General features: G+C 63.5%; 17 protein-coding genes, 1 tRNA gene and 2 pseudogenes. 13 read left to right on the top strand and 7 right to left on the bottom strand.

Features of this window, described 5'->3' with window-relative positions:
- Positions 1-244: 244 nt before the first annotated feature.
- Positions 245-319: transfer RNA gene (locus NKI50_RS25115), tRNA-Gly, on the bottom strand.
- A gap of 231 nt (positions 320-550) precedes the next feature.
- Between NKI50_RS25115 and NKI50_RS25110 the strand changes: the two genes are divergently transcribed.
- From NKI50_RS25110 to NKI50_RS25095, 4 genes are all read left to right on the top strand, one after another.
- A complete protein-coding gene (locus NKI50_RS25110; RefSeq protein ID WP_352516121.1) occupies positions 551-1,048 on the top strand; it encodes a prolyl-tRNA synthetase associated domain-containing protein in 498 nt (165 codons plus the stop codon).
- Between the two features lie 86 nt (positions 1,049-1,134).
- Positions 1,135-2,127 carry a thioredoxin gene (trxA, locus tag NKI50_RS25105; protein WP_352481097.1) on the top strand — a complete coding sequence of 331 codons (993 nt, stop codon included), beginning with the start codon at positions 1,135-1,137 and terminating at the stop codon, positions 2,125-2,127.
- Between the two features lie 163 nt (positions 2,128-2,290).
- Entirely contained in the window at positions 2,291-2,962 is a 672-nt protein-coding gene (locus tag NKI50_RS25100) for an LON peptidase substrate-binding domain-containing protein (RefSeq protein WP_023720579.1), read from the top strand.
- A 205-nt stretch (positions 2,963-3,167) separates the two neighbouring features.
- The gene (locus NKI50_RS25095) at positions 3,168-3,404 is read left to right on the top strand and encodes a Trm112 family protein (protein WP_023720580.1); all 237 of its coding nucleotides are present in this window, start codon (positions 3,168-3,170) and stop codon (positions 3,402-3,404) included.
- A gap of 90 nt (positions 3,405-3,494) precedes the next feature.
- Here NKI50_RS25095 and NKI50_RS25090 read toward each other — a convergent pair whose 3' ends face one another.
- The 3 genes from NKI50_RS25090 to NKI50_RS25080 are packed head-to-tail and all read right to left on the bottom strand — an operon-like array spanning position 3,495 to position 9,260.
- On the bottom strand, positions 3,495-6,797 hold the full coding sequence (locus NKI50_RS25090) for an error-prone DNA polymerase (protein ID WP_352496001.1): 3,303 nt from the start codon (positions 6,795-6,797) through the stop codon (positions 3,495-3,497).
- Complete coding sequence (locus NKI50_RS25085) at positions 6,794-8,272, bottom strand: DUF6504 family protein (protein ID WP_352641080.1); 1,479 nt, start codon at positions 8,270-8,272, stop codon at positions 6,794-6,796. The genes NKI50_RS25090 and NKI50_RS25085 overlap by 4 nt, the downstream gene beginning before the upstream one ends.
- Positions 8,205-9,260 (bottom strand): ImuA family protein, encoded by a 1,056-nt coding sequence (locus tag NKI50_RS25080; protein ID WP_352641078.1) that lies wholly within the window; start codon positions 9,258-9,260, stop codon positions 8,205-8,207. The genes NKI50_RS25085 and NKI50_RS25080 overlap by 68 nt, the downstream gene beginning before the upstream one ends.
- Before the next feature lie 183 nt (positions 9,261-9,443).
- On the opposite strand from NKI50_RS25080, the gene NKI50_RS25075 reads away from it, so the two are divergent.
- Positions 9,444-9,866, top strand: coding sequence for a metallopeptidase family protein (locus tag NKI50_RS25075; protein WP_352641076.1), 423 nt, complete (start codon positions 9,444-9,446; stop codon positions 9,864-9,866).
- A gap of 87 nt (positions 9,867-9,953) precedes the next feature.
- Here the strand turns inward: NKI50_RS25075 and NKI50_RS25070 are convergent, their stop codons facing one another.
- Together NKI50_RS25070 and NKI50_RS25065 are read right to left on the bottom strand one after the other, a co-directional pair.
- A complete protein-coding gene (locus tag NKI50_RS25070; protein ID WP_023721934.1) occupies positions 9,954-10,160 on the bottom strand; it encodes a DUF1737 domain-containing protein in 207 nt (68 codons plus the stop codon).
- A gap of 24 nt (positions 10,161-10,184) precedes the next feature.
- Positions 10,185-11,065, bottom strand: a pseudogene (locus NKI50_RS25065) (HpcH/HpaI aldolase/citrate lyase family protein).
- Between the two features lie 278 nt (positions 11,066-11,343).
- Here NKI50_RS25065 and NKI50_RS25060 point away from each other — a divergent pair.
- From NKI50_RS25060 to NKI50_RS25030, 7 genes and pseudogenes are all read left to right on the top strand, one after another.
- Positions 11,344-12,897, top strand: coding sequence for a DUF4153 domain-containing protein (locus NKI50_RS25060; RefSeq protein WP_352717885.1), 1,554 nt, complete (start codon positions 11,344-11,346; stop codon positions 12,895-12,897).
- A gap of 4 nt (positions 12,898-12,901) precedes the next feature.
- On the top strand, positions 12,902-13,594 hold the full coding sequence (locus tag NKI50_RS25055) for a response regulator transcription factor (RefSeq protein ID WP_352481091.1): 693 nt from the start codon (positions 12,902-12,904) through the stop codon (positions 13,592-13,594).
- 74 nt (positions 13,595-13,668) lie between these two features.
- On the top strand, positions 13,669-15,168 hold the full coding sequence (locus tag NKI50_RS25050; RefSeq protein WP_502900381.1) for an ATP-binding protein: 1,500 nt from the start codon (positions 13,669-13,671) through the stop codon (positions 15,166-15,168).
- 31 nt (positions 15,169-15,199) lie between these two features.
- A complete protein-coding gene (locus tag NKI50_RS25045) occupies positions 15,200-16,366 on the top strand; it encodes an NAD(P)/FAD-dependent oxidoreductase (protein ID WP_352641068.1) in 1,167 nt (388 codons plus the stop codon).
- 210 nt (positions 16,367-16,576) lie between these two features.
- Positions 16,577-16,972, top strand: coding sequence for a hypothetical protein (locus NKI50_RS25040; protein ID WP_352641066.1), 396 nt, complete (start codon positions 16,577-16,579; stop codon positions 16,970-16,972).
- Positions 16,973-17,207: 235 nt separating this feature from the next.
- A complete protein-coding gene (locus NKI50_RS25035) occupies positions 17,208-18,083 on the top strand; it encodes an MBL fold metallo-hydrolase (protein ID WP_352641064.1) in 876 nt (291 codons plus the stop codon).
- A gap of 58 nt (positions 18,084-18,141) precedes the next feature.
- Positions 18,142-18,307 (top strand): annotated as a pseudogene (locus NKI50_RS25030) (IS630 family transposase); the annotation flags it as partial.
- A 16-nt stretch (positions 18,308-18,323) separates the two neighbouring features.
- Here NKI50_RS25030 and NKI50_RS25025 read toward each other — a convergent pair.
- Positions 18,324-18,749 carry a GNAT family N-acetyltransferase gene (locus NKI50_RS25025; RefSeq protein WP_352641062.1) on the bottom strand — a complete coding sequence of 142 codons (426 nt, stop codon included), beginning with the start codon at positions 18,747-18,749 and terminating at the stop codon, positions 18,324-18,326.
- 166 nt (positions 18,750-18,915) lie between these two features.
- Between NKI50_RS25025 and leuD the strand changes: the two genes are divergently transcribed.
- On the top strand, positions 18,916-19,521 hold the full coding sequence (gene leuD, locus NKI50_RS25020; RefSeq protein WP_023721924.1) for a 3-isopropylmalate dehydratase small subunit: 606 nt from the start codon (positions 18,916-18,918) through the stop codon (positions 19,519-19,521).
- The last annotated feature ends 22 nt before the right edge of the window (positions 19,522-19,543 follow it).

Raw genomic sequence — 19,543 nt, 5'->3', positions numbered from 1 at the left:
GGTTCCAGTGAGAAACGTGAGGACTTTCCAAAGTGGAGCCCGCGGTCCAACAAGTTCCGTTCAAATAGAGCATTCTGCAAGACGGACCTTGGTCCGAGGACGACACGCAAAAGTCCTGAATTCTATCTGCAGCGTACTTGGCGCGACCGCAGCGCCTGCTGGCAAGTGCGTCCTGTGCCGCCCAAATGCGAAAAAGCCGCGGCGGACCGCGGCTTTTCGATGCTTGATTTCCCTGGAGAGAAACTGGAGCGGGTGAAGCGATTCGAACGCTCGACCCCAACCTTGGCAAGGTTGTGCTCTACCCCTGAGCTACACCCGCTCGCGCGGCTTTCGGGCCGCAAGCCGCGCCTATATGGCTGAAGAGCGCGGCGATTGCAACAGGGAATTCGCAGGCTTTTTGCTTCGCCGGCAATGCGGACAAGCCGTCCCGCGACACGTCGCAAGGCAATCACCCCTGCATTGCGCGACGGGCTTGTCTTGGCCGCATCATTGGCCGTAAACGGCGTAGGCCGAACAAGCCGTTGAAAGCGGGCCATCAGAAGAAAGACCGATGCCGAAGACCGAAGCCGACCTTTTCGCCTTTCTTGCCGGACTCGGGATCGAGGTATCGACACAGCGGCATCCGCCGCTGTTCACTGTCGCCGATTCGCAGGTGCTGCGCGGCGAGATTGCCGGCGGCCACACCAAGAACCTGTTCCTCAAGGACAAGAAAGATAATTTCTTCCTGGTCAGCGTCGGCGAGGAGGCGGTGGTCGATCTAAAGCAGATCCATCATCTGATCGGCGCCGCGGGCCGCGTGTCTTTCGGCCGGCCGGAGATGCTGATGGAGCTTCTCGGCGTCGTCCCGGGCGCGGTCACCGTTTTCGGGCTGATCAACGACACGGAGCGAAGGGTCAAGGTCGTTCTCGACGAGGAGCTGATGAGCCATGCTGTGGTCAACGCCCACCCGCTGACCAATGAGGCGACGACTTCCATCGCCGCCACGGACCTGGTCAAATTCGTCGAGGCAACCGGACATGATGCTGTTATCTTGAAAGTCTCGGCATGATCGCCACATGGGTGACTGAAACCGGGTTCTGAAGAAGGATGTTGCGCCTGTCCCTTGGCCGGCGGCGCGACCGAAAGGGCGACGAGATGAGCGATAGCAACCCCTTTGGCCGCCCATTTGGCAGCAATGGCGGTCAGTATGCCACCACCGTGCAGTATGGCGGCACCGATGCCGCGCGTGAGAAGGTCGCACTTGCGGAGGTGCCGGCCGACGTCATCAAGGACACCACGACCGCTGGATTTGCCGCCGACGTCATCCAGGAATCGCGCCGCCAGCCGGTGCTGGTCGATTTCTGGGCGCCATGGTGCGGCCCCTGCAAGCAATTGACCCCGCTGCTGGAAAAGGCGGTGAAAGCCGCCGGCGGCAAGGTCAAGCTGGTCAAGATGAACATCGACGACCATCCATCGATCGCCGGCCAGCTCGGCATCCAGTCGATACCGGCGGTCATTGCCTTCAAGGACGGCCAGCCGGTCGACGGCTTCATGGGCGCCATTCCCGAGAGCCAGATCACGCAATTCATCCAGAAGGTCGGCGGCAAGGATGGTGGCGCACCGCAAGTGGCCGAGGCGCTGGCCGCGGCCGCCGAGGCGCGCGAGGCCGGTGACGTGCAGACCGCGGCCGACATCTACGACGCTATCCTGGAACAGGCGCCGGAGACGATCGAGGCGATCGCCGGCTTGGGCGATCTGCTGTTCGAGGCCGGCGATACCGAAGGTGCCGATGCGATGCTGGCGCGGGCGCCGGAGGCAAAGAAGGATGCGCCGCAGCTCGCCGCGCTGCGCGCCAAGATGGCGCTCGCCGCGCAAGCAGCAGTGCTCGGCAATCCGGCGGAACTGGAACGGCGGCTGGCCGAAAATCCCGGGGATCACCAGGCGCGGTTCGAGCTTGCGATGATCCAGAACGCCAAGGGTGATCGCATGGCGGCGGCCGACAATCTGCTGGCGATCATCAAGGCCGACCGCTCGTGGAACGACGATGGCGCCAGAACCCAGTTGCTGCAGCTCTTCGAGGCATGGGGCATGACCGACGAGGCAACGCTGTCGGCACGGCGCAAACTGTCGTCGCTGCTGTTTTCCTGAGCCGGCGCAGACTGTTTTGTCCGGCGGGCTTGCGGTCGGCGGCGGCTGCGCCAGATTAGGTTTTCGGACGGCATTCGATTTCGGGTTTCCGGTGTCGCGCCTTGTGCCGGCCGGGAGGAGACGGGTTTGGTGCGCTTCCTGACGAAGCGATCGGAGGATTGAGGTGCAGGCGGGAAACGCGCATTACCGACTCGCTGCGGACTTACCGTCGACCATGCCGATCTTTCCGCTTGAGGGCGCATTGCTGCTGCCGGGAGGCCGCATGCCGCTCAACATCTTCGAGCCGCGCTATCTGCAGATGGTCGATGAGGCGATCGCCGGGGCGCGGCTGATCGGCATGATCCAGCCCAGCCTCGACGGTGCGCTGCGTCCCGACGGCGAGCCGGAACTCTGCAATGTCGGCTGTGCCGGGCGCATCATCGCGCTGTCCGAGAGCGGCGACGGTCGTTATCTGATTTCGCTGCAGGGCGTGTGCCGGTTCCGCATTGTCCAGGAACTCACCGTCAGGACGCCGTTTCGCCAGTGCCGGTTGGCACCCTTTCTCACCGATCTCGACGACGACCAGGCGGAAGCCGAGATCGACCGGCCGGCGCTGCTCAAAGCGTTTCGCGCCTATCTGCAGGCCAACGATCTGGAGGCCGACTGGGAAAGCGTCAGCCGCGCCGAAAACGCCATGCTGGTCAACGCGCTGTCGATGATGGCGCCCTACGGGCCGGCCGAGAAACAGGCGCTGCTCGAAGCGGCCGATCTAAAGACACGTGCCGAAACGCTGATCGCCATCACCGAAATGGCGCTGGCGCGCGACAATGAGGATTTCGGTTCGAGTTTGCAGTAGGCTCTTGCCTTCTCCCCTTGTGGGAGAAGGTGGATCGGCGCGTAGCGCCGAGACGGTTGAGGGGTGCTGGACGGAGTGCCGTCGGTGCCAAGCTGGAACACCCCTCATCCGACCGAGATTCGCTCGGCCACCTTCTCCTACAAGGGGAGAAGGGAAGTCCGCGCGCGAAACCCCGAAGCGGTTGCCTTGTGGAAGGACGGATCGAATGGCGGATGGACGTGACGGGAACAGGACTGTCGATCCCAAGCTGCTGGAACTGCTGGCCTGCCCGCTGACCAAGGGGCCGCTTGCCTGGGATCCGGAGCGCGGCGAGCTTGTCTCGCGGGTGGCAAAGCTTGCCTATCCGGTGCGGGACGGCATTCCGATCATGCTGCCATCGGAGGCGCGGGTCATCGCCATAGACGATGCCATGCCACCGCCGCGCCTGGGTGGCTCGGAATAAGGGCCGCTCCGCAGCGATCCTTCGCGCCCCCCTCTGTCCTGCCGTCATCAAATTCCGCACCGCAGCAACGCTCTGACGAAGACAGGGGGCCTATTGAAAATTGCGTCCCTTGGGCATGACCTTCTCCGCCTTTCCCAATAATTCCGTTTGCGCGATGCTGCCCGGCCGAGCCTCGTCTGTACGGCTCGAAGGCTCAGGTCCTGCCTCTTCCAGCAGCACCGACAGCCACGGCGTCAGATCCTCGACCTTCTCGGCGACGATATGGATGACGTCCGATTCCGATTGCAGCTTGCCGGTGACGCGGATGAGACGCGCGCCCATGACGATGGGGCGGAAGCGGTCGAAAGTCCTTTCCCAGAAAATGATGTTGGCGACCGCATTCTCGTCTTCCAGCGTCAGGAAAATCGCCTTGCCATTGCCCGGCCGCTGCCGCACCAGCACGAGGCCGGCGACCGAAACGCGCCGGCCGTCCCGCACCTGGCCGAGCCGCGCATTGGGCGTGACGCCGGACCGATCCAGCCTTTGACGCAGGAAGGCGACCGGGTGCGCCTTCAGCGACAGGCCGAGCGAGCGGTAGTCGTGGACGACGTGCTCGCCGAGCGGCATTGTCGGGAGCCGGGTTTCAGGCTCGAGATCGCGCAAGCGGATCGCCGGCTGATCGAACAGCGGCAGCTTTTCGGCGGCACTCTTGCCGTCGAGCGCGCGGACCGCCCATAGAGCGTTGCGGCGGTTCAATCCAAGCGAGCGGAAGGCGTCGGCCTGCGCCAGCTTTTCGATCTCGTCGACGTTGAGGCCCGAGCGCAGCCAGACATCGCGCACGGATGTGTAGCCGTCGCCGCGCCTCACCACAAATGCTTCCATGCGCTCCTTCGACAGGCCTTTGACCTGGCGAAAGCCAAGCCGGACGGCATGGCTGGTCCGGATGACACCGCGCATTTGAACATGGCGGTCGAGAATGCGGGCCGGATCGAAAGGCGATTGCTCCAAGGCGCAATCCCAGCCGGAAAAGTTGACGTCGACCTCTCGGATCTCGACGCCATGATCATGCGCGTCGCGGACAAGCTGAGCCGGCTGGTAAAAACCCATCGGCTGGGAATTCAGAATCGCGGCGCAGAACACGTCGGGATAGAAGGTCTTGAACCAGCAGGAGGCATAGACCAGCAGGGCGAAGGAGGCGGCATGGCTTTCGGGAAAGCCGTATTCGCCAAAGCCCTCGATCTGCTTGAAGCAACGCTCGGCGAAGTCTTTTTCGTAGCCCTTGGCAACCATGCCGTCGACCATCCTCTTGCGGTAATTGCCGATCGTGCCGGTGCGCTTGAAGGTGGCCATGGCGCGGCGCAATTCATCGGCCTCGCCCGGCCTGAAGCCGCCGGCAACGATGGCAATCTTCATTGCCTGTTCCTGGAACAGCGGCACGCCCAGCGTCCTGCCGAGTATTTTTTCCAGTTCCGGCTTCGGGTATTCGGGCTTTTCCTTGCCTTGCCGGCGGCGCAGATAAGGGTGGACCATGTCACCCTGGATCGGGCCGGGCCGCACGATTGCCACCTCGATGACGAGATCGTAGAAGTTTTTCGGCCGCAGCCGCGGCAGCATCGACATCTGCGCGCGCGATTCGATCTGGAAGACGCCGATCGTGTCGGCGCGGCAGATCATGTCGTAGACATGTTTGTCCTCGGCCGGGAGAGTGGCCAACACATAGGGTTGGCCATATGCGTCCCGCGCCTCGGGATAATGATCCTGGAGCAGGGTGAAGGCGCGCTGCAGGCAGGTCAGCATGCCGAGCGCCAGCACGTCCACTTTAAGGATTTTCACCGCGTCGAGGTCGTCCTTGTCCCACTCGACCATCTTGCGCTCGTCCATCGCCGTCTTGACGATGGGTACGATCTCGTCGAGCCGGTCCCTTGTGATGACGAAACCGCCGACATGCTGCGACAAATGGCGGGGAAAGCCCATGATCTCGTTGGCGCATTCGATCACATGCCTTGTCGAGGGATCGGTCTGATCGAGGCCGCCGGCTTTTGTCTCCTTTTCGCCGAGCTCCGAGGTCGACCAGCCCCAGATCGAACTGGACAGCGCGCTCCGGACGTCGTCCGACAGGCCCATCGCCTTGGCCACTTCGCGCACCGCAGAGCGGCCGCGGTAGCTGACGACGGCGGCGGCCAGCGCGGTGCGCTTGGTGCTGTATTTGGAATAGATGTACTGGATGACCTCCTCGCGCTTTTCATGCTCGAAATCGACATCGATGTCGGGCGGCTCGTTTCTTTCTTCGGAAATGAAGCGCTCGAAAAGCGTGTCGATCTTGTCCGGGCCAACTTCGGTGATGCCGATGCAGAAGCAGACGATCGAGTTGGCGGCGGAGCCGCGCCCCTGGCAGAGAATGTTCTGGCTGCGGGCGAATTTGACGATATCGTAGACAGTCAGGAAATAGCGCGCGTAGTTCAGGCGCTCGATCAGAGCGAGCTCCTCCTCGATGCGCTGCGTCACAAAAGCGGGCACGCCCGAGGGGTAGCGGATGGCGGCCCCCTCCTTGGCCAGCCTTTCCAGCTCGGCCTGTGGCCCGAGGCCCGATTCCGTCGGCTCGTCGGGGTAGTTGTATTGCAGGTCACTGAGCGAGAAGCTCAGCTCGCCGGCAAAACGCAGCGTTTCCGCCAGCGCTTGCGGATGCCTGCGGAAAAGCCGTGCCATCTCCAGCGGTAGCTTTAAATGACGCTCGGCATTGGCCGCCAGTTCCAGCCCCACCTCGGCGACGGGCACATTGAGGCGGATCGCCGTCAGCACGTCCTGCAGCGGGCGCCGTTCCGACGTATGGTAGAGCACATCGTTGGTCGCCATCAGCGGGATGCCGGCCAGTTCGGCCATCGCCGCCGCCTGCTCGATACGGAAGCGGTCGCTGCCGCGGTAATCCGGCGAAACCGCAAACCGCAGGCTTTCGCCGAAGCGATCCGTGAGCCGGCTAAGCACAGCAAGGCTATCGGCCGCGCCCGTCGACACATCCGGCAGGATGGCCAGCGACAAGAGATCGCCCCATTCGAGAAGATCGCTTTGTTTGAGAAGCGTTGCTCCCTTTTCGTTTTCGTCGCGCAAATTGGCCTGCGTCAGCATGCGGCAGAGATGGCCCCAGCCCTTGCGGTTCTGCGGGTAAGCGAGAATGTCCGGCGTGCCGTCGCAAAATACCAGGCGGCAGCCGGGATGATAGGAAACACCCTCCACCTTGGCCTGCTGCCAGGCGCGCACGACGCCCGCCACCGTATTGCGGTCGGCGAGCCCGATCGCTGAAAACCCCATGAATTTCGCCGCGACCACCAGCTCCTCCGGTTTCGAGGCGCCGCGCAGGAACGAGAAGTTCGACTGGATGCCGAATTCGGCATAGGGAACGGCTGTCAGCGCATTCATGCGAAGACTCCATGCATGAACCAGCGCGGAGCGGGCTGCGAGGCGCCGTAGAGGCCTTGGCGGTAAAGCCAGTAACGGCGGCCGTCGGCATCCTCGATGCGGAAATAGTCCCGGGTCGGCGCATCTTCCCGTCCCGCCGCCTCTCGCCACCATTCAGGCGCAATGCGCTCCGGCCCTTCGGCGCGCGCGACCCGGTAGAGCGCGCGCCGCCAGCGGAAGTTCAAAGGTGGGCCTTCCGGCATTTCGGTGGCCGGCACCTCGATCGGCTCGGGCGAACGGAAAAGCCGGATCGGCCGTTCCGGCTGGAAGACGGTCGTGGGAGCATCCTTCACCTTGTCCGGCTGCTTCGGCGGCGAGCTTCTCTGCGGCGCTTCGGCGAAGGGAATGGCGGCGACGGCGCGCTCCGGCAGATGGCTCTCGACGGCGACCGGCTTCAAGACCGCGCCTTCGCCGAGCCGGGCGCGGATGCGGTCGGCAAAAAGCGCGATGTCGGCGCCCCCGTCGTTCGTCTCGCCGGCAAGGTCTGCCTGCTGCATGTCGAAGGCGGCGGCGGTCAGCACCGAGAGGCGCACGAGATCGAAACCATAGCCGGCGTCGATATTCTGTTCGAGCGCGGCAAGCCTTTCGTGAAACAATTTCTGGATCAGCAGCGGCTCGCGCAAAGGTCGCGAGGTGCCGACGGCGATGCGGCTGACGCCGCCATCGACGCGAAAGAGCAGCAGCGCCAGCCGCCTTGCGCCCTCGCCGCGACGCTCGAGGTCCTTCTTCAATGTGGCCGCCAGCATGCCTGTCAGCCGCTCGATGTCCTCGGTCAGCATGATCGGCTCGGCGAGGTGGCGTTCGACCGAAAGCGGCGCGACCGGCAGGCGCGGCGACACGGCTTCGTCGAGGCGGCCGAGCGCCTGGTCGAGGCGCAATAGCAGCGATGCGCCGAAGCGGCGGGCCAGCGGCGCGCGCGGTGCCGCCATGACGGCGCCCGCCGTGCGCAGGCCGACGCTTTCGAGGCTGGCGCGGACCTCTGGATCGATGCGCAGTGCCGCCAACGGCAAGGGCGCGAGAAGCGCTTCCTCCTCACCATCGGGAACGATGCGGTCGCCGGCAAACCGCGCCGCCGCCCAGGCCGAGCCCGGCGTGGCGGCAAGCCCGGCGCGGACATCGAAGCCCTGATGGAAAAAACGCGACAGGATGTCGTCCAGCATCGAGCGTTCGCCGCCGAAAAGATGGGTGCAGCCGGTGACGTCGAGATAGAGGCCATCGGCCCCGTCGAGCGCCACCAGCGGGGTATAGCGGTCGCACCAGTCGGCGAGGCCTTCGAGCAGGCGCCGGTCGGCTTCCGGATCGGCCCCCACGATGTCGATCGAGGGATGCATGGCGCGTGCATCGGCTATGCCCATGCCGCGTTTCAGGTTAAGCGCCTCGGCCCGCTCGTCGAGGGCGGCGATGCGCTGGGCGTTCCGGTCGCGGTGACTGATCACCAGCGGCAGGTGATCCGACGGCCGGGAACGCCAGGACCGCCCCAGGCGCTGCCGCAGGATCCTCTCGGCGGCGAGATGTGGAAACCACAGGGACAGGATTCTTTGCCCATTCCTCGCCCCGTCTTTCTTCGAATATGCGTTCATCGGGGTTCCACTCCAGTGTGAATTTTCCGGGCAAGGCAGTGCGGCTCTTGCCGATGGTGATGGTGAAGGCGGGCCGGCCGATCGAGCCGGCGAGCGGCCCGGCGATCGTCTCGCGCGCTGCCGCCGGTGCCGCCGACAGGATGAGGCGGACGGGCGCTGCCGTCGGCTCGGGCTCGCCGGCCTGGCGCAGCAGGAACAGCGGCCGGCCGGCACTCTGCGCCCGGGCGTGCAGCCGCCGCGTCGCGGTGAGATCCAGCCGCTGCGGGTTGCCACGGATTTCGAGGATGACTGCGGCCAGCGCCGTCATCCTGGCGGCCTCCTCGGCGACCCACAGCGCATCGAGCAGCCTTGGCGCCTCGGAAAACAGCAATTGCTCCGGCTCGATGCCGAAGAAGGCGTGAAGCCCCCCGGCATAGGGAAAGCCGGCCTCGCGGAAAACCTCGGATGTGCCGATCCACAGCACCGGCAGTCGCGGCCCCTGGCTGAGGATCAGGCTGATGAGCGACAGGACAAAACCGGCGACTGCTCCGGCATCGCGGGTCGCGGCGCCATGAAACTCGCTCAGCGCCGCCTTCGGCAGGCCGCCGCTCAGCGCAGCATCGAGGCGCTCGGCACCGGTGCGCAAAAACGCATCGGGCGGCGCCACGGCGAGGCCGCGACGGACAATCGTCAGATTCCGAGCGGGTGTCGGATTCCGAGAGGATGCCAGACTCTGGCGAGGCACATCCGCGTCAAACGACGAACCGGCCGGCGCTTCCAGGCGCTCGGACAAGGTCCCTTCGATCTTCGCGATCTGGCGGCGCAGGGCAAAAACAGTCTCCCGCGCCACGGCGCTTGTCGCCATGACGGTCAGCTTCCACTCACAATTGTTCCTGTTATGTTCCTATAGATTCCAGAGGGCGGCCAAAGAGTCAAGCGGAGTCATGGGGAATTTATTCCTGCCTTGATGGCATGGTCCGGGCGCTCCAGCCCGACCATTTGCCGAGTCCGGCCCGAAAGCCTATATGCCGGGATCAAAGGACAAAGCATGGCTCGCATCTACCAAACCCGCATCTGGCACGACCAGCTTTCGCCAACGATGGAGGAAATCGAGCTCCTGGCGCTGGAGGCCTATGCCCATCTGCCGGAGGAGTTTCGCAAGCTGACCGGCGAGATCGTCATTCAGATCGCCGAATTCCCGACCGACGAGATCATGGACGACCTTTCGCTGGAAACGCCCTTCGACCTGCTCGGCCTGTTCGAGGGGCGCGGCATCGCCGAGCGCTGGAATCCGCAGACCGGCGAAGGCCCGAACCGGATCACGCTCTACCGCCGCGCCATCCTCGACTACTGGGGCGAGAACGAGGAGACGCTGGGCGACATCGTCACCCATGTGCTGATCCATGAGATCGGTCACCATTTCGGCCTGTCGGACGATGATATGGAGAAGATCGAAGAGGCAGCGGAGTGACGTCGTTTTGACTGGAGAGCGCAGCGTTCCTTCGCGCCAGCGTCCAGAAGTGTCCCGCATTCGCGGGCACCCGAAGCGATGTCAGCGCTACCAGTCGCTGAGCTTGGTGTCGGGGCCGTATTCCTGGCCTTCGATGTCCTTCACCACCGCCTGGCCGCAGCGCATGGTCTTGGCATTCTTGTCATAGGCATAGGTCGGCGAGCCGAACAGGTGCCAGCCCTTGTTGAGCGCCGCCGTCACCTTGTGGCAGAAGCTGGCGTCGTCCGGGCCGGACAAAAAGCGGTAGAGTTTCATTTTCAATCCCGTCGTGAGTTGCAATCATGCGCGAACAGCGGCGGCCTTCGCCAGCAGTTTTTCGGCCTGCGCCAGATGCAGCCGCTCGACCATCTTTCCGTTCAGCGCAATCACCGCCTTGCCGGTATTTTCGGCGAGCGCGAAGGCATCCTTGATCGCGCCCGCCTCGGCTATCGCTTCAGGCGACGGCGCAAAGGCCCGGTTTGCGGCCTCGATCTGGGCCGGATGGATCAGCGATTTGCCGTCGAAGCCCATGGCGGCCGCTTCCGTGCACTCGCGCGCAAACCCGTCCATATCGCTAAAATCATTGAAGACGCCGTCGAGCAGGTCGAGGCTGCCGGCGCGCGCGGCGAGCACCATCTGCATCAGCCACGGCACGAGATAGCGCCGGTCGGGCGTGGTGAGAATTCCGGTGTCCTTGACCAGATCATTCGTTCCGGCAACGAAACAAACCAGTCGAGAGGCTGGGTCGCGGCCAAGCTCGGCGATCGGGCCGATGTTGAGCAGCGCCTTGGGTGTCTCCTCATCGCCCATAGCTTGACCTCGTCCGGCGCAAAATTGTCGTCGAGAACGTCACCGGCCTCGAGAATGTCGCGCGGCGTGTCGACCTTGGGCAGCAGGATGGCGTCGGGAGCGCATTTTGCCGCAGCCAGCAGATCGTCGGCGCCCCATTCGCTCGACAGCGCATTGATGCGCACAACCATCTCGCAGCGCCGGTTGGAACGGCCGGCGAAAATCCCCGCCAGTTTTTCGCGCGCGGAAAGCTTGTCGGCCGGGGCGACGGCGTCCTCGAGATCGATGACGACGGCATCGCAGGCCAGCGACCGGATCTTGGCCAATGCCTTGTCGTTCGAAGCCGGGACGTAAAGCACCGAGCGGCGCGGGCGGGAGGGTTCGGCAGTCATGTCCGATCTATGCCGCCTGCAGACGGCCGAGGCAAGCCGTGCATAAAAACTGCACGCAATTTCGGAAAATCTCCTCGTCTCCGCCCCGCTTGCCACCCGACAGAATGCGACAAGGGCGGCATGCAAGAGCAAACAAATTGCCGTTGGTCCCTGCCGTACCGGCTTCGCCGCGACAGCTGGTGGCTTGTCGATCCGCCCCCGGCAAACCTCCTCTCTTTCGTCCGCAAATCCCCGCCCAGATATTCCGGCCGCATCAAAGCGGCCGAGAAAGCCCGATCATGACAGCGTTCCTCACGCCGGCGCCGAGCTATTGCAGCCGCTTCGGCGTTGCCGTCCTGCTCGTCGCGCTGGCCGATTTTTTCTTCTATAGCCAACCGGCCGGCATCACGCTTTTCCTGTTCGGCGTTGCGATTGCCACCACGAGCATGGCTGTCCATCCTCTCGGCTCCTTCAACGATGGCAGGCCCTGGTTCAAGCCAGTTGCGCTGCTTGTGGCGCTGCTGCCGGTCGCGGAAAATGTCAGTGCGCTGTCCGTCTCGATCGGGCTGGCGGCGCTGGCCGTCTTCGCGCTTTCGCTGGCCGGGCGGTTGAAGCACGGGGTTGCCCGCATTGCCGGCCAACTCTCGCTATTCCTGCTTGCAACGCCCTTTCGGTTCGTCCTGGATTTCTTTCGCTGGCGCAAGGCGGCCCGGCAGCTTGGCCGACGGCGCGTGCGCCTTGCGACGATTGCCGTCTGGGTCATGCCGCTAAGCCTCGGCGCGGTGTTTCTCGCGCTGTTCGGCGCCGCCAATCCGGTCGTCGAATACTGGCTGTCGCTGATCGACCTAATGGCACTGCTCGAGCTCATCCAGCTGCCGCGTCTCGCCTTCTGGCTGTTCGTGCTGGTCGGCGTCTGGGCCTTTCTGCGCCCGCGCCTACCGCGCTTTCTCCGCTCCATTCCGCGTGTGCTGTCGCCTGTGCCTGTCGGCCGGGCGACGACAAAACCCGCCAAGGCGATCGAGGACATCATCTTCGGCAAGGCCGCGATTCTTCGTGCGCTGGTCGTCTTCAACATCCTTTTCGCGATGCAGACCGCGCTCGACGCCACCTATCTGTGGGGCGGCATCGCGCTTCCCGACGGGCTGACCTACGCCGCCTATGCGCATCGCGGCGCCTATCCCTTGATCATCACAGCGCTGCTCGCAGCTGGCTTCGTCCTGGCGGCGCTGCGGCCGGGCAGCACGACCTCCAGCGATCCGCTCATCCGCCGGCTGGTCTACGTCTGGGTGGCGCAGAACATCGTGCTGGTCATCTCGTCGATCCTGCGGCTCGACCTCTATATCGGCATCTACGCGCTGACCTACTGGCGCATCGCCGCCTTCGTCTGGATGGGACTGGTGGCGGCGGGCCTTGCCCTGATCATCGCCCGCATCGCGTTCGAAAAATCCAATGAATGGCTGCTTTCCGCCAATCTTCTGACGCTTTCAATGACGCTCTATGCCTGCTGCTTCGTCAACTTCGCGGCGCTGATCGCCAACTACAATGTCGAGCACTCATTCGAAATGACCGGCCAAGGCACCGAACTCGATTTCTGGTATCTGCGTACGCTCGGTCCCAGCGCCTGGCCGGCGCTCGACCGTTTCCTCGAGCATCAGGGCAGGACGAATGCGGCCAGCGTTTCCTCGTACCGCGAACTCGCCCGTTTGCTTGGGCAGGACGAGGCCCGCTACCGCGCCGGCCTAGAAAACTGGCGCGCCTGGAGCTTTCGCGACTGGCGGCGCCTTCGTGCTCTCGACACACGTATCCCGTTCGTGGTTCCTCCGATGTCCGAACCCTTCATGCCGGGCCGCTGATTTGATGCCGCACCACATACTGGTCGCCGACGACGATCCGCACATTCGCGAAATCATCTGCTTCGCGCTCGAAAAGGCCGGCATGAAGACGCTGGCGGTGCCGGACGGCGCGGCTGCCTTGCAGGCGATCGAACGCCGCGCGCCCGATCTCGTCGTGCTCGACATCGGCATGCCGGAAATGGACGGGCTGGAAGTGTGCCGGCGGCTGCGCCACACATCCGACGTGCCGGTGCTGTTCCTGTCAGCGCGGGATGAAGAGATCGACCGCATCCTCGGGCTGGAAATGGGCGGCGACGACTATGTCACCAAGCCGTTCAGCCCGCGCGAGCTGGTCGCCCGCGTCAACGTCATCCTGCGCCGCGCCCGGCCTGCGCCCGAACATGCCGATGATCGGCAATTCTCGCATGGCAGACTGGCCTTAGTGCCGGCAAGCCATACAGCCAGCTTCGACGGCAAGCCGCTGGTGCTGACGGGCATCGAATTCGCGATCCTGAAAGGGTTTTTGGCGCGTCCCGCGCATGTGCTCGGCCGCGACATGGTGATGGCTAATGCCTATGCTGCCAATATCCACGTCGCCGACCGCACCGTCGACAGCCATGTCCGCAACATCCGCGCCAAGCTGGCGGCGGTCGGCTGCGTCGATGCAATCGAGACCGTGCATGGCGTCGGCTTCCGGCTCGGCAAATGCGGCGCGTGAGCGCCCAAGAACGGATTGGCAGCAAATGGCGGCCACGGCTTGCCACGGTCGTCATTGCCATCCTGATCATGGTGATGGCACTGCCGCTGGCCGGCCTGTTCTTCTTCCGGCTGTACGAGAACCAGCTGATCCGCCAGACCGAGGCCGAGCTGATCGCGCAAGGTGCCGCCCTTGCCGCGATCTATGCGCAAGAGGTCCGTGAGGCCGGCCTTGCCCCGGAAAAGCTCGGCACACCTATGCCTCCACCCAGTACAAGGGATCGGGCTTCTGCCTATCAGCCGATCGAACCGCGCCTCGATCTTGCGTCCGACAGGATACTGCCGACCCGGCCAGCGGCCACGGCGGCCAGCGTCGATCCTGCCGTCGCGGCGATCGGCGCGCGGCTGTCGGGCATTCTTGCCGCGACGCAGAAAACCACGCTGGCCGGCTTCCGGCTGCTCGATCCCAGAGGCGTGGTCATCGCCGGGCGTGAGGAGGCCGGCCTGTCGCTCGCCGCTGTCGAAGAGGTTCGCGCAGCACTTGCCGGCCGCTACGCCAGCGCGCTCAGGCTGCGGGTTCCCGACCAGCCGTCGCCGCCGCTCTATTCGGTCAGCCGCGGCACCAAAGTCCGCGTCTTCGTCGCCATACCAGTTGCGGTCTCCGGCAAGGTCGCCGGCGTGGTCTATCTGTCGCGGACGCCGAACAACATCGTCAAGCATCTCTTTGGCGAGCGCGGCAAGGTGGCGCTGGCGGCAATCGCCATCCTCGGCGGCACGCTGCTGATCGGGCTGGTCTTCCTGCGCACCGTCAGCCGGCCGATCTATGCACTGATCGAGCGCACCGAGCGCATCGCCGCCGGCGACCGTGAGGCGATCAGGCCGCTTGATCACCACGGCACGCGCGAAATGGCGGCGCTCTCCGCGGCCTTCCTCGACATGGGCGAAAAGCTGCATGCGCGCTCCGACAGCATCCAGACCTTCGCCACCCACGTCTCGCACGAACTCAAATCGCCGCTGACGGCGATCCAGGGGGCAGCCGAACTGCTGCGCGATTCGGGCGGCGCGATGGACGAGGCCGAGCGGCGGCGTTTTTCAGACAATATCGTCACCGATGCCGGCCGGCTCAATCTGCTGGTGCGCCGCCTGCTTGACCTTGCGCGTGCCGAAAATCTCGAGCCCAGCGGCCAAGGCACATCACTCGCTCCGGCACTGGCGCTGCTGCCGGCCGACCACAGGCTGGCGGTGCGCCTCGAGGCGGGCGCCGATATCGGCCTGCGCATATCGGCCGAAAACGCCGCGATCGTGTTGGCCAATCTCATCGACAATTCGGCGCGACACGGCGCGACGCTGGTCTCGGTCACGGCAGCAATCGCGGACGGCAAGGCCACCATTGTGGTGGACGATGACGGCGCCGGCATTTCGCCCAGCAACCGAGGCCGCATCTTCGAGCCGTTCTTCACCACGCGCCGCGATTCCGGCGGCACCGGCATGGGCCTCGGCATCGTGCTGGCCCTCCTGAAAGCGCATGATGGCACGATCCGGCTGGTTGACTTGGCGAGCGGCACGCGCTTCGAGATCATCCTGCCGGCGGCGTGACTCGGCGGTTCAGACCGGAAGGGCGAAAAAGGTGCATTACGACATCATCATCATCGGCGGAGCCATCGTCGGCTCCTCGGTCGCCTATTATCTGCGCGAGGAAGGGTTTTCGGGCCCGATCGCGGTTGTCGAGCGCGACCCGCAATTTTCCCATGCGGCGACAACGCTGTCCTGCGCCTCCATCCGCCAGCAGTTCTCGATCCCTGAAAACATCCGGCTGTCGCAGTTCACGCTGAAACTGTTCCGGCGGTTGAAGGAAGAATTCGGGGCGGACGCCGATATCGGCTTTCGCGAAGGCGGCTATCTGATCCTTGTCGGCGAAAACGGGCTGCCTATCCTGCAGGCCAACCACGAGGCGCAGATGGCCGAGGGCGCCGACATCGTGCTCGAGGATGCCGAGGCGCTTGTTCGTCGGTTTCCGTGGCTATCGGCCGAGGGTATCAGTGCCGGGGCCTACGGCCGCAGCGGCGAGGGCTGGTTCGACGCGCATGCGATGCTGATGCTGTTCCGCAAGGCGCTGCGGACGAAGGATATCGACTTCATCACGGCGTCGGTGACCGGCATCGAGCGGCAAGGCGGCCGCGTCACCGGTGTGACCCTCGAAAATGGCGAGCGGCTTGAGGCCGGCATCGTCGTCAATGCTGCCGGGCCGAATGCCGGCAAGGTGGCAGCAATGGCCGGGCTGGCACTGCCGGTGGAGCCGCGCAAGCGCAATGTCTTCGTCTTCGAGGCGCGCGAAAAATATGACGACATGCCGCTGCTGGTCGACCCGAGCGGCATCTATGTCCGGCCGGAAGGTTCGGTCTACATCACCGGCGGCGCCGAGCCGGAAGAGGGCGAAGGCCCCGCCGACCCCACAGATTTCGAACCCGACTGGCCGCTGTTCGAAGAGGTGATCTGGCCGGTGCTGGCGACCCGTATTCCGGCCTTCGAGGCGATCAAGCCGACGCGCGCCTGGGTCGGCCATTACGACTACAACACGCTCGACCAGAACGCGGTGATCGGTTCGCATCCCGAGGTCGGCAATTTCTTCTTCGCCAACGGTTTTTCCGGCCACGGCTTGCAGCAGGCGCCGGCGGTCGGCAAAGCGCTGGCCGAACTGATCGTCCATGGCGGCTATCGCACGGTGGATTGCTCGGCGTTTGGGTATAGCCGTGTCGCTGAGGGGCGGGCGTTTCGTGAATTGAACGTGATTTGAGGGAAGGCCGCCCAGAATAAGCCGCTCTGTCGAGTTCCCGCCCTCCCCTCTGTCCTGCCGGACAGAGGGGAGGCTGCCCCGCCGATATCAAAAGTCCGCACGCTGGTAGTCAAAACCTGGCGCTTGGTACCCGAAACGGAATACCGCTGCCGACTCATTTCGGACATCTAGGGCAGATACTTAAAGAGCCATGGAAAGCAGGAATTTGACTTGACCTCCACTAGTTGGAAGGCACTTTCAGTGTTGATGTTCGCAATTATCCCATTCTCTGGATGCAGCAACGACCCTGAGTCACCGGAGAACAAACGTATATACTCTGTTCGCCAGCATCAGGAGTTTGAATTACGTCAGCAGAATAATCGTGCCAATTATTTTTTTGGCAAGCGAGTAATGGATACTGAAATCAATACTTTCGCCTTCCCTCTCGCCGGTGAGGCGAAAGGCTATGTAGTGTTTTATGCTACGCCCGAAGAGGGTGGGTTAATTCTGTCGGTTCCGCAGCAATATGACGATATCAGTCTGACGAAGCAGACGCTTGAAGCCATCGTTGATAAAGGCCTCATCTCAAAGCCGCTTGAAATTCACCTTGCGTCACGCGCGCACTGAGCGCTTTGCCAAAAAGTACATGGTAGCGTCCGCTTTCCACCCTGAGCGGGCTTACGGCCCCGGAACCAAGCGTCAGATTTCGACCACTAGTGGTTAAGTTCTAACGCTTGGTACCCGATCGTGAGCGCGGCCACATCGCGAGCGCTCCTTCTCCTACAGGCAGAAATGTCTGACGCCATCTGGCCGCAAATGTTATCTCTAGCGATCCGTCCTCGATCGAAGAAGGATGCAGTCAGTGGATGACTGGAGAATCGGGAATATCTGGATAACCAGAATTCTGGAGATGTGCGACCCTCTGCGGACGCCGTCGGAATGGTTTCCCGACTGCACCGATGAAGCGCTCGAACCGCATCTTCATTGGCTCACGCCGCGATTAATATCGCCTGCAACCGGCCGGCTTATTCTTCCCATCCAGAGTTTTCTTATTCGTACCGGACACCACACCATTCTGGTCGACAGTTGCGTCGGCAACGATAAGACGTTCGCATACTGCCCCCATTGGCATCGCCGCAATGACGGCACCTTTTTGGAGCGCCTGGCAAATGCAGGTGTTGCTCCCGAGCAGATCGACTATGTGCTGTGCACCCATCTTCATGTCGACCATTGCGGTTGGAACACACGATTGGTGGACGGGCGTTGGATACCGACATTCCCGAACGCCCGCTACATCATGGCGCGGCGCGAGTTCGAGGCCGCACAGGCGGCCTCCGGTGATGACGAAGATCGGACCTATGAGGACAATGTGTTGCCAATCGTCGAGGCTGGTCGGGCTGTGCTTGTCGATATGGATTATGAACTCGATGGCGAAGTGTGGCTGGAACCGACGCCGGGCCACACCCCGGGGCACGTAGCCATCGGCCTGAAATCTCGAGGCGTAGGGGCAGTGTTTTCCGGCGATCTCATGCATTGGCCGATGCAATGCATATACCCTGACTGGAGCTTTCGGTACGACACGGACCCTGACCAGGCACGTCGGACGAGATGGGCATTCCTGGAGGCTTGCTCGGACAATGGCCGCATCGTAATGACGTCGCATTTTCCCTTGCCGTCGGTGGGAACCATCTCGCGACGCCAGTCATCATTCTGGTTCGAGGATCAGCAGCCGCCGTAGTCGCCGAGGACGCCGACTGGGCGATCGCCCTCGGCCACCCGCACTTGTCGAAGCGCCGCTCAAGCGCGGCGTCTTTCACTCGGTGGTCGACCTCCAGGGCGGCAATCTACCCCTTCCTCGCCGAGCACAACCAGCAGCCCAGACCCTTCATCTGGACCGCCGACCCCGACAGGATCGCCGCCGCGGTCAAACGCGGGCACCAAACGTTAGATTCGATCCACTAGCTGGCAAGGCAACGCGTCAGCGCTTGCGGTCGAACCAGAACGCGTCGGACACGCGCTTCATGCCGATGCGCTCATAAAAGCCGACGGCGTCGGGCATGGAAATCAGGCTTATGGCAACGGAAGGCCCGAGTTGCCGGCGCGCTTCATCAAGCAGGCCCTTGCCGATGCCGAGCCCTTGCGCCGATTTGCAAACGGCGAGCTCGGAAACGTAACAGACCCACGAGAAATCGGTAACACCGCGGGCAACACCGACCAGCGGCTTGCCTTCTGTATCGAGACGCGCGGTGAGCACCAAATTGGCCCCTGTCAGCATCGCGTTCAATCGGGTGTCGTCATCGACGGGGCGATTGGCGCCGAGGCCGGATTCCACCAGAACGCGGCGGAACTCGGCGATGCCGAGACCCGGTTCGCTGGCGTAGAGGACCTTGGATCGCGTTGTCATGTCGATAAAAGTGCACCATGGGCCGGTGGTTTTGAAGCTGTTTTGTACCGATCTTGTGTTTCGATCGACGACGGAGGTCCAAAAACAGCCGCCTTTTATTTGCCCGCGGCTTTGTGTACACCGGGCGCCAGCAATTCCCCGCAACGAGAAGAAGACGGGCAAGGACATGGAAAAATTCACCAAGCTCACCGGCGTCGCCGCGCCGATGCCGATCGTCAATGTCGACACCGACATGATCATCCCCAAGGATTATCTCAAGACGATCAAGCGCACCGGGCTCGGCACCGGCCTGTTTGCCGAAATGCGCTACAAGGACGACGGTTCGGAAAACCCGGACTTCGTGCTCAACAAGCCGGCCTACCGCAAGGCGCAGATCCTGGTCGCCGGCGATAATTTCGGCTGCGGCTCGAGCCGGGAACATGCGCCGTGGGCGCTGCTCGACTTCGGCATCCGCTGCGTCATCTCGACCTCGTTCGCCGACATTTTCTACAACAATTGCTTCAAGAACGGCATCCTGCCGATCACCGTCAGCCCGGAAGACCTGGAGAAACTGATGGACGATGCCTCGCGCGGTTCGAACGCGACGCTGTCGGTCGATCTGGAGGCCAAGGAAATCCGTGGGCCTGACGGCGGCGTGGTCAAGTTCGACCTCGACGAGTTCAAGCGCCATTGCCTGCTCAACGGGCTCGACGATATCGGCCTGACCATGGAAAAAGCCGGCGCCATCGCTTCGTTCGAGAAGAGGAACGCCGCTGAGCGCCCCTGGGCCTGAGTGGTACGATGCCCCGGCGGCG

The organism is Mesorhizobium sp. M0563, from assembly GCF_040321065.1.
Taxonomy (GTDB): domain Bacteria; phylum Pseudomonadota; class Alphaproteobacteria; order Rhizobiales; family Rhizobiaceae; genus Mesorhizobium.
This window is presented reverse-complemented; position numbering and strand designations above follow the sequence as displayed.